Origin of the sequence: Vibrio caribbeanicus ATCC BAA-2122, assembly GCF_000165125.1 — a bacterium.
Taxonomy (GTDB): domain Bacteria; phylum Pseudomonadota; class Gammaproteobacteria; order Enterobacterales; family Vibrionaceae; genus Vibrio; species Vibrio caribbeanicus.
The window spans coordinates 58249-69134 of the sequence record NZ_AEIU01000052.1 but is presented as its reverse complement, the minus strand read 5'-3'; the positions used below and the strand labels follow the sequence as shown (position 1 = coordinate 69134).

Below are 10886 nucleotides of genomic sequence, written 5' to 3'. Positions count from 1 at the left end.
AATTCAGATGACTAGATTTTCAAATCGTTGCCTTGCCTGTCAAGCAAGCTATTCTCGCTGAACCTAGCATCTTGAGGTTACTTGGGTATACAAGACATTACCTACCTCAGCCCTTTCCCCACATATCGATACGCTCTAGGCGTATACCCAGACAACCGCTTAAACTTACGCCGAAAACTAGACCCATCACAGTAGCCGAGCCGCAAGGCAATTTCCTCAATCGTAAGGTTCGTACCCAGAAGGTATTCTTTAGCAATGTCGCCACGTACTTCGCTGAGTAAAGATTGATAGTCGGTACCACATTGTACCAATTGCCTTCTTAATGTTCTGGTTGAACAGCCAAACTGCGTAGCAAAATACTCAAAAGATGGAAAATACCCAACATGCTGATATAGCATGGATTTGATTTGATTCGGGAGCGTATAAGGCGACTGTAAAGACTGTAGAATTCGGTCACACTGATAAAGGTAGTTATCTACCACTGACACATAACTTTGTTTCAAAGAGCGAGAAAAAAACGAAGTACAAAACTGCATAATAAGTTTTGGTTGGTCAAACCTCACGTCTCCACAATTGAAACTCGCCATATATTTACTGGCGTATAAAGGCTTGCTGTAGGGAAATGACAGACATTTTATATCGAGAGGTTCTCCTGAAAGCTCATCGCAAAGTGAACAAAGCGCACTCAAAAAATACTCACAACAGAAAGGCAAAATATCATCAACTTGCAGTACATTCTCAGCAACTAACATGGTCACATTTTTTGACTTAAACAGTTTCACTGTGAATATTGGTCCATTGAGGTTGAGGTATTTAAACCCTGTTATCACCGCTTCCTCTGTACTCCTACTATTGATGATCGCGTAACCCAATATTCCGAAATCGCTCAACGTTGCTTTGCTACCGACCAACAAACCTACACCTGTGGTTGGTACAACTTCTATAAAACGCCTAAAAAAGAACAGCTTGTCTGCATAAGTCATTTTATCATGGCCAGTGTATTTACTTGGAAACAACGCTGAGGCATCAAGCCTCAGATCGATAGAACCGTCCTCCATGCACCGTTTACACAAATCAATATCCATAGTTCCCAACTGATGGCGAGAATCATTTGGTTGATATTGAGCTATCAGTTTCCATACATCAGAATCAAGTGCCATATGGTATGTCCTTTCATTTTACGCCACTACTCGCTCGTGGTGTTAGGTCGAGGTCTAAGCAGAATATTGTGCTCCGTAATATTAAAACGTGATCTTTACGTTCTTTTTGGCCCCAAATGACCTAACAATAAAAATAAAAAGCCGCCAATATTATTGCATATCTAATCAAATGAGTTGATACATGGATAAGATCAGACTTGCACCCAAAGATTTAATCAACCATCAGGGCATGCCAATTTTTGGGCACTTTGATAATATTCCCCATACAATCAGTGACGAAAAGTTTTTCTACAAAACATGTATGGATAAACCAGCATCAAGATTTAGAAAATACTTTGATTTTAAACAATTTCAATTCGTCAGCATTGTAACTAAAAACAATATTATTGGCTTGGCGATTGCCGATATACGCTACTTATCCTCTTCTTTTATTTATGTTTACGATAAAGAAAGCAATACGTTAATCGATATTAAAACGCTTCGACCATTATGGTTTGATAGAAAAACATCCAAATCTCCGTTCTCCGGCCTAACTGAAATCAATAAATCAAACTTACAATTTCACATCCAAGATGGACATTGGCGTGTAAAAGTGTCTCACCCATCGATCAAAATAGATGCCTTTCTTAGTCCGATTAAAAACAGTGCACCTTTAGCTTTATGTACACCGACCGGATATTCAGGGTGGACCTATACCCAAAAACACAACACGCTCAAGATAGAAGGACAAATTACTGTCGCAGATAAACTCGTAGACCTCAATGGAGCACTAGCAAGTTACGACTTTTCATCAGGCTATATGAGACGAGAAACTAATTGGCAATGGGCGAATATCAATAGCTGTAATGATTCTTGCACTTTGGGCTTAAATATTTCATCTGGTGTCAATGAAACGGGCACAACAGAAAATACGCTTTGGGTGAATGGACATAAACATGCTGTCAGTCCCGTCATGTTCAGAATAAAGCGAGAAAAACCCGACGATGCATGGGCAATAAGCTCTTTACAGGGCGATATCAATCTCACTTTCAAGCCGCACAAAAAACGCAGCGAGAAAGTCAATTTATGGTTGCTCAAAAGCAACTTCCGCCAGTTTATCGGACAGTTCGACGGCTTTATTTTTGACCAACAAGGCCAAAAACATTGTATCGACGGAGTATGGGGATTGACTGAAGACCACTATGCCAAGTGGTAGCATTCAGCGCAACGCCATCAAGAAAGGAGATCTGCAATGAAAAACTTAGATCAGGTACTCAACCATCCAGAATTACTCCTATTACTACTGGCCCCAATATTTTGCATACTCATGGCTGCTGAGTATTTGATAGGACAGAGACGGGGTAAGCTTCCACGAAATTCAGACTACAAAGTTGCAGAGGTGGTGTGTAACTTTTGTTTAGCCGGCATGCATCAGATGACCGATTTGTTAACCGGCCTATTAATCACCAAACTCTACCTGTGGCTGTTCGACTGGCGCTTATTCGATATTAAGTTGAGTATAACGAGTTTTATCTGTTTACTCATCTTGCAAGACTTTTTTTACTATTGGTTTCATCGTGCAAGCCATCAAATCCGTTGGATGTGGGCTGCACACGTCACGCATCATAGTTCAGGGAGAATGAATTTCAGCACCGCATTTCGCCAGAGTTTAATGTATCCTCTAGCCGGGATGTGGTTGTTCTGGTTGCCTTTAGTGATCATTGGTTTTGAACCTAAATGGGTTATTTTTGCAGTGCTACTCAATCTAGGTCTTCAGTTCTTCGTCCATACTCAATGGATTCGCTCGCTAGGTATTTTTGAACATTTCCTTAATACTCCTTCCCATCATAGGGTACATCATGGTCGAAACCCACAATATATTGATAAGAACTTCGCGGGTGTATTAATTATCTGGGATAAAATCTTTGGAACATTTGAACCTGAACGAGAGACAGTGCGCTATGGTATCCCCAATCCAGTTAATAGCTACAACCCTATCACGGTGACTTTTCAAGAGTGGCTTGTTATGTTGAAAGAAATCCGTAATAAAAATTTGACTTTTAGTGAGCGGATACACGTAGTTTTTGGTAAACCCAATGATAAAAAGTAAATAAATATTGAATATCAAAGTATTTGCTGAGGTAAGCTAATATGACAAATCAACCCCTTATCAAAATAATAACTACCTACGATAACACTTAAATGAGGGCTACAATATTACAACAGACGAACGACGACCGCGTCAGTAAAATATAGCGCTACTTTTTATCTCAAAGGTAATGGGCATATACTTATCGAGAAGCTTCAGCTAGGCACGGGCAACGTTGAAAAATCTTGTTGAATTCAAGCCATACCTCTATTGAAAATTTTCAGCTTAAATTTTGAACCAGCTCTCATTAACCAACATACTTCCCGTCACAAAAATTTAACAAAAAAATGATGAAAAACCACTCTCATCTGACTGTTTTTTGAGCAATCATAAAAAAAAACATCCCAAAAATCTGTTCAAAGAACCGCCTCACCCTAAGTAGAGCAACAACTCTAATTAACAAATGTAACAGTTTATGTATATGGAATTCAGTACTTTAAAATCATAAAAGATATCAATGTTACTTAAATAGATAATTAACATGACATATATCACATGATTGTTCCCAATTTGAGAACAATAAATTCTTACAATTTTGTTTTACATTAATAAAACATGTGATAACTTTGCAATTAATGTAACTTATCAATTAGGGACTCCTCTAATAGTTACTATCAATAAATCCCCGTATTTTTTGGGGGTTCAGTTCCATTAATTACAAGGTGTTGTATGCTAAAGCGTTCCTTTATAGCCCATTTGCAAGTTGTCTGTGTCACTGCTATTGCTGCCTCAACAGCAACTCAGAGCCATGCTAATGATGTCAATATCAGTCAAATAGAGCAGGCTAATCGCCAAGCAATAGAGAAGACTAACCGCCAAGCATTACAAGAAAACCAACGCAGGATAAACAAGCAACTGCAGCCAAAGCCAACTCAGAGTGTTGATACTCCTGAAGTAAAAGAAGTTGAGGCCGAAGGAAACCCTGTTCTTAAGGAAACTCATCAATGTCTGCCGATAAGTGGAGTTTATATCACTGATACCTCCCTACTATCACCTAAAGATTTTGAAAAACTAACGCCGATTAACGATAGTTGTATCCTCCCCGAAGACGTGAATCAGCTGATCAGAGAGATCACTGGGTTATACATTTCAAAAGGTTTTGTTACGGCTCGTATCGTACTTATTCAACCGGGAATTTACGGTGAACTCGGATTGGATGTTATCGAAGGCGAAATTGAAGCTATTGTCGGTGATTCGGAAACGATCAATGTAGATTTGTTGTTTCCAAATGGTGTCGGTAACCCATTAAATCTAAAAGATTTAGAGCAAGGTATCGACCAAGCTAACCGTTTACCGAGTAATAAGGTCTCTATGCGACTTCTTCCCGGAGAATACCGCGGAGGGAGTGTCATTCAGTTGTCAAACCCCGAGCTTCCCCGGTGGTCAGGTAATGCAAGTATTGATAACCATGGACAAAAGAGCACAGGTCGAGAAGTACTGAGAGCAATGACAGTATATTCAAGCCCTTTTGGTCTATCGGATTATGTCATGTTAAGTGGTTCTACAACCCTAGGTTCTAATCCGGACGTTTACAGCCGTTCTGTATCAACACTTTACTCTATCCCATACGGATATTGGACATACAGTGCTTTTGGTTTCTACTCAACCTATTCTTCAGAAACTCAAACAAACACTGTTTTAAACGCACACGGTTGGTCTTCCAACATCGGCATCAGGGCCGACAAAACACTGAGCAGAGATGGAAATACCATTAATACTCTCAGCGGACAGTTTAACTACAAACAAGCCAAAAACTTCCTCGAGACGTTACAACTCAATATAAGTTCACAAGATCTGGCTGTTTTTTCTATCGATTATAGCCATTTTAGAGTTTTGACATCTGGTGTGTTTAGTGCAGGTGTGGGTATCGATCGCGGTACCTCACTATTGAACGCCCAGACACAGAGTGATGCCGTAAGCAACGTCTTCACTAAACTACGTGGCAACATATCGACCTATTATTACTTCAACTTTTTGGAAAATACCTACCTATATCGAAACAAGCTCGTTGGTCAGTACTCAGAGCACCACTTACCAGGTGTGGAGTGGTTTGGCATTTCGGACAACAGCGCTATTCGAGGGTTAGACAAAAATAGTCTTTCGGCCTCTGACGGCTGGTACTTTAGAAATACGTTGTCACGAGACTTCTCAGTGGACTCTATAAAGTTCACACCACGTGTTGGCGCGGATTACGGTCAAATCAATGCCGGGATTGAGAGTGGTTTTGATAAAGCTATCGGCGTAAGTATGGGTCAACGGATTACTTATAAACAAGCAAGCTTTGATTTGGAAGTCAGTAAAGCTTGGGTGCTTAACTCACCAGAATATAAACAGGAAAGTGTGTTGGTGCTCGCCCGTTTGGGCATTGAATTTTAGAGCCTAATTGTCTTGGTTCTGTCGCAAAATTTATAAGGTGGTTTTATGAAATTTAAACTTTCTTGTCAGGGTATACTTAAATACTCAATAGCAGTAGCGCTTTGTTCACTACCCGTTGGTGCAATGGCAAACGGTGGTATTCAAACCTCGGGAAGTACTAATACACAAGTTGACCATGTTGGCAACACGCCTGTGGTCAATATTGCTAAGCCAGAAGGTGGTATCTCACACAACCAGTACAACCAATATAATGTGACTTCTGCTGGTGCAGTTTTAAACAATAGCACTCAAGGTCAGTTACAATCTCAACTTTTACAGCAATTGATTGCAAGTAACCCAAACCTTACTGAGGGTGCAGCATCCGTTATTCTGAATGAAGTAATCTCACAAAACCCTTCACTTCTTAATGGCGCTCAAGAAATTCTTGGGCAAAGTGCCGACCTTATTTTAGCCAACCCGAACGGTATTACCTGTAGTGGCTGTGAATTTATTAATACTAACGCCGCATCGCTAGTCGTTGGGAAAGTAGATTTCACAAAATCAGGACTTAAATACAACACATTTAAGAACCAAAATCGTTTAAGTATTACAGAAAATGGCGTACGGGGATCAGAGACACTCAACCTAATTGCCCCTTCAATAAATGCAGATGGGCCAGTACAGGCAAATCAAAACATCAACGCTATTGCCGGTAATAATATTGTCGACCAAAAAACATTAGCCGTCGAAGAAACAGAGCAATCTAGTGAAAGCCTTATCGATAGTTACTTCCTTGGTGGGATGGTATCCGGTCGAATTCAGTTAGTGTCTACTCACGCAGGTAGTGGCGTAAATATATCTGGAAAAGTAAAAGGCTCGGATATTGATCTTAATGCTAAGGGAGACCTAAGACTCAATGCTGCAAGTGTCGGCGATAAATCTACCGAAAGAGTTAATCTCGTCGGAAAAAATGTTGACTCATCAGGTAATATCACGACAACAACAAGTACTGTAAAGGATGGTGATAACAGAGATGGGTTCCTTCGCCACAACAAGTATGGTGAGACTAAGACGTCAACAGAAAAGATAGAGCGTTCGAGTATCTCTGGGAAAAACATTAATATTGGAGCTCGCGAAGGAGCTTTCCTCAAAGCGACACAAGTTAGTGGCGACCAAGTAGCCATATCGGGCAAAAATGTTGATCTCAGTGATCAAAAAATCACTCAGACAACAGACAGAACCAATAACAACTGGTACCTCTCTTGGAGAAGTGATTACAACAAGCAAACAACGGAACAAACTTCCGTTGGTACTGAAATTAATGCAAAAGAAAACATAACAATCAACGCTACTGGTGGTGATGTCACTGTGAAAGGTAGTCAGCTTAACGCAAGCCAAAACGCCAATGTCAGTGCACAAGGGGACGTCAAACTTTTAGGCTCGATTACTCAAAACTCTACTCAAGAGTCGGGGTACAAACGTAATGATGGCGCAGAACTTAAAACAGGAAGCTGGAAAGAAGGTAATACTGTAGAAACTTCAAACGCCTCAAGCATTAATGCGGGTCAAAACGTCAACATCAGTGCTAAAAACAATGTTACGACACGTAACGCCCAACTCACAGCAAATGACGTCAACATCAGCGCTGGTCAGACGGTTTCAATTGGTGCAGATAAAACAACCAATACGGGTGTATCACAAAATGATAAAACCTATTGGGGAGGTATTGGTGGAGGCAACAATAAGAATGTCAAAGACAGCAAACAAACCGCTGCAGGTAGCCGTGTCAATGCGAAAAATGACTTAGAGGTGAAAGGTAAAGACCTCGAAATCACAGGCTCTGAAGCGATTGGTAAAAAAGCAGCACATGTTGAAGCCGACAGAGTTAAAATCGATGGTGCCGTCACACAAGACACAGAGAGCAACAACACAAGACAGGGTACCGTTTTCAACATTACTAAAGACAGTAATAACACTAAAACTACCCAACAAAACGTGACATCTAGCGAAGTCTTGTCCAATACAAATCTCAGAGTGAGAGGCCATGAGAGTGTCGAGATATCCGGAAGCAATGTTTCAGCTAATGACAAGTTGGACATTTCCTCAAATGGCAATGTGACGGTCTCAGGACAGGCTGCAGAAGGAAGCAGTACTGTTGATACGACTTCGCTTGGTGTGAATTTTTATGCGAAGGAAAAAAGTGATAAGCAGTATGCTGCTGGCGTTCGAGTCGAACATAACTCGACAGGAAAAACACAAACCTCAACGTCGCACACAGCTTCCAATATTAAAGCGGGCAATATTACAATATCTTCAGGTAGTACCGCGACAGTCGCAGGTTCGAACATTGATGCGAAGCAAGATGTATCTATAACTGGTAAAGACGTCAATGTTATTAGCAGTCACGATAAAAGCAAAGAAACCACAAACAGTACAACTGTTGGTGGCGGCTTCTACTATACTGGTGGAATTGACAAATTAGGTAGCGGCTATGAAGGGAGTGTTGATACAAACAACACGACTGTTAATACATCAACAGCGAATACTTCATCAATTAAGTCTGGCGGTAATACTAATATAAACGCTACCAACAAGATTTCTAATGAAGGCACAGCGTTTGATGCCAATGGAGATCTTAACCTTCAAGCCAAACAAATTGATAATAAAGCGGCAGTCAGCAGCAGAACTGAGACAACTGACAAAGTCAGCGTGGGCGTCGATATTGGTGCCAATGTTGATTACAGCAATATTTCCCGCCCGGTCGAACAAGGTGTCAAGAAAGTAACTGAGGGTGGCATAACTGCGGTACCAGGTGCTATTTCAGAGACAGCGCAAAGCATTGATACACCGAACTTAGGCGTAGACCTTGATGTCGGTGTGTCAAATGGAACAGAGACAAAAGCGCAAACGACATCACAAGTTAGTTCGATTAAAGCAGGCTCAATCAATATCAATGCTGAGAAGAGCGTGACGGACCAAGGCACACAGTATCAAGCGAAAAACGGTGTTAATATTAACACCAAGCAGTACCAAAATACTGCCGCAGTTAACACGCAAACTGAAACTAAGAATATCACCGATGGCACGGGCAACCTGAGAGTCTATACCACAACAGGTGCCGATGTAACAGGTGATGGCAAAGGTGAAGGTGGCAATACTCAGGAGACAAAATCGAGTGAAAAAGCCATTGTTAGTAATATTACAGCCGGAAATGGTGTCAGTATTACAGCCAATGATGGTATTGAACTTACAGGCACCAATATTGATGCTGGGTCTGGTAAGGCTGAGTTAACAGCAAATAATGGTAATGTCACTATTAATCAAGCGACAGACAAACAATCTGAGTCTTCAACAAGCTACCGTGCGAATCTTGGCCTGAAAGCAGGTTATAGCGCAGAGAAAACCAATTTTGGTGGCTCTGGTGGTGGCAGCTATGAATCCAATGAGAAATCCGATACTCAAGCTATTACCTCGACAGTGGCAGGTAAAAATGGTGTTTCGGTAACCGCTGGTAAAGACGTCAACCTGCAAGGCACAAATATCGTCGCCGGTGATACAGGCAACGTTGATATCAATGCAGGCAACAAAGTTAATTTCCAGCAAGCAGAGAGCTCTAGTACTTCATCGAAGAGAGAATACTCAGGCCAGTTGGAGCTCAATCAGTCCAAAGCAGACAGCGGTAAATCAAAAACCTATGGTGGAAAGGTCTCCGGTGCCTACGTGACTAATGATAAGTCCAGTACAACAGGTCAAGCGGGCTCTATTCAAGGCGCAAATAACGTTACTGTCAACGCAGGTGAAGACATCTACCTCCAAGGTACACAAATTGGAGACAAAGACCAGAAAGTTGGCAATGTTGCACTCAATGCTGGCGGGGACATTAAGCTTGATGCTCAAAAATCCACATCTTCACAGAGTGGTCTGAGCATAAAAGGGAAGATTAATGCCACGCAAGGAAATGTCGACAACACTGAGGCAAAAACAGCGAGCAAAGGCGCTGGTGGTTCTCTTGAAGTGGATTATATTGACGAAAGCAAATCAGAACAAAAAGGTGGTGTGATTGCGAGTAGCGGTAACGTATCTCTTGACGCGAAAGGTCAGCAAGGTATTGAAATGACGGGTACGAAAGTATCGTCTCAATCCACACAGCTTTCTGCAGAAAATGGAAAGATCACCGCACAATCGGCACAGACGATTGAAAAGCGTAACAACTATAGCGGCAATCTCAATGTTGATGCAAATCGCACCAAGGATCTGAACAATAGCGGCAACATCTTAAGCAGTGCAACAGGCGTAGAAGCTGGTCTCAAAGTCGATTATAAAGACGGTGTCACCAACGACAATGCTGTCGTACAGGGTCAAAACGTTTCAGCATCTAGTAAAGGGAATGTGACACTTTCTGGTGCCAACATCCAGGCCGACTCTGTAGACATCAAATCAAGAGAAGGTGGATTAGTTGTTGAGAGCAGACAAAATAAAGATGTCTCTGTAGATCTAGAATTCGGAGGAAAAGCGTCGAAAAGCGTTCAGCCAGCATCAAAGAGCCAATATGACCAATTAAAAGAAACGGTCAATGGTTTACCGGGTGGTGATAAAACCAAACCTTACAAAGAGAAGATCACTAATTACACCGATGAAAAACTTGGTAAGGCAAAAGAGAAGTACTCTTCTCTCAAAGACGATGCTATCGATAAATACAAGAAGACCGCCGATAAAGTTGACTCAGACTGGGAAAACAAAGCACACGAGCCACGCTGGTGGGATAAAGCGGCTCGTAAAATTGGTGGGGAAGTTGATAACAAAGTTAAAGGTCTTTACACAACAGGCTCGGAACCTGTCAAAAACAGCGGTGTCGAGGCAACTAAGCCCTTCTCTCTAAAAGTGACGGACAAGGTGAGTGTTGAGCAACAATCTGGTATCTCGGGTACGAACGGAGTCTCCATCGACACAGCGGCACCAACCCAGCTTAAAGGTGCGGTGGTTGAGTCTAAACAAGGTACAGTTGATACTGGTAGTCAGAATGTTGTTACTGAGGAAATATCGAATAAAAATAATAGCTTTAGAGCCGATATCAAAAACGATGGTATCGAGAACATTAAGCAAGCGGTTAGCGATATCAAACAAGGTCAAACACCTCTGATTGGGATAAAAATAGACTCCAGCAAAACAGAAGGAGGAGTCAAACAAGCTGCTCCTGCTGACTCGGAGTAATAACAAAAAACGCGCTCAATTGAGCGCGTTTT

Annotated in this window: 5 protein-coding genes; 4 read left to right on the top strand and 1 reads right to left on the bottom strand. The window is 41.5% G+C overall.

Going from position 1 to position 10886, the window contains the following annotated elements; genetic code table 11:
- Positions 1-101: 101 nt before the first annotated feature.
- Entirely contained in the window at positions 102-1160 is a 1059-nt protein-coding gene (locus tag RH40_RS05010) for an AraC family transcriptional regulator (protein WP_009600288.1), read from the bottom strand.
- A gap of 181 nt (positions 1161-1341) precedes the next feature.
- On the opposite strand from RH40_RS05010, the gene RH40_RS05005 reads away from it, so the two are divergent.
- The 4 genes from RH40_RS05005 (at position 1342) to RH40_RS04990 (ending at position 10854) form a co-directional block, all read left to right on the top strand.
- A complete protein-coding gene (locus RH40_RS05005) occupies positions 1342-2355 on the top strand; it encodes a DUF2804 domain-containing protein (protein ID WP_009600287.1) in 1014 nt (337 codons plus the stop codon).
- A 36-nt stretch (positions 2356-2391) separates the two neighbouring features.
- Positions 2392-3249, top strand: a complete 858-nt coding sequence (locus RH40_RS05000; RefSeq protein WP_009600286.1) for a sterol desaturase family protein — start codon at positions 2392-2394, stop codon at positions 3247-3249.
- A gap of 708 nt (positions 3250-3957) precedes the next feature.
- Positions 3958-5664: a ShlB/FhaC/HecB family hemolysin secretion/activation protein gene (locus tag RH40_RS04995; RefSeq protein WP_009600285.1), complete on the top strand. Its 1707-nt coding sequence runs from the start codon at positions 3958-3960 to the stop codon at positions 5662-5664.
- 45 nt (positions 5665-5709) lie between these two features.
- Entirely contained in the window at positions 5710-10854 is a 5145-nt protein-coding gene (locus RH40_RS04990) for a hemagglutinin repeat-containing protein (protein WP_009600284.1), read from the top strand.
- Positions 10855-10886 lie beyond the last annotated feature (32 nt).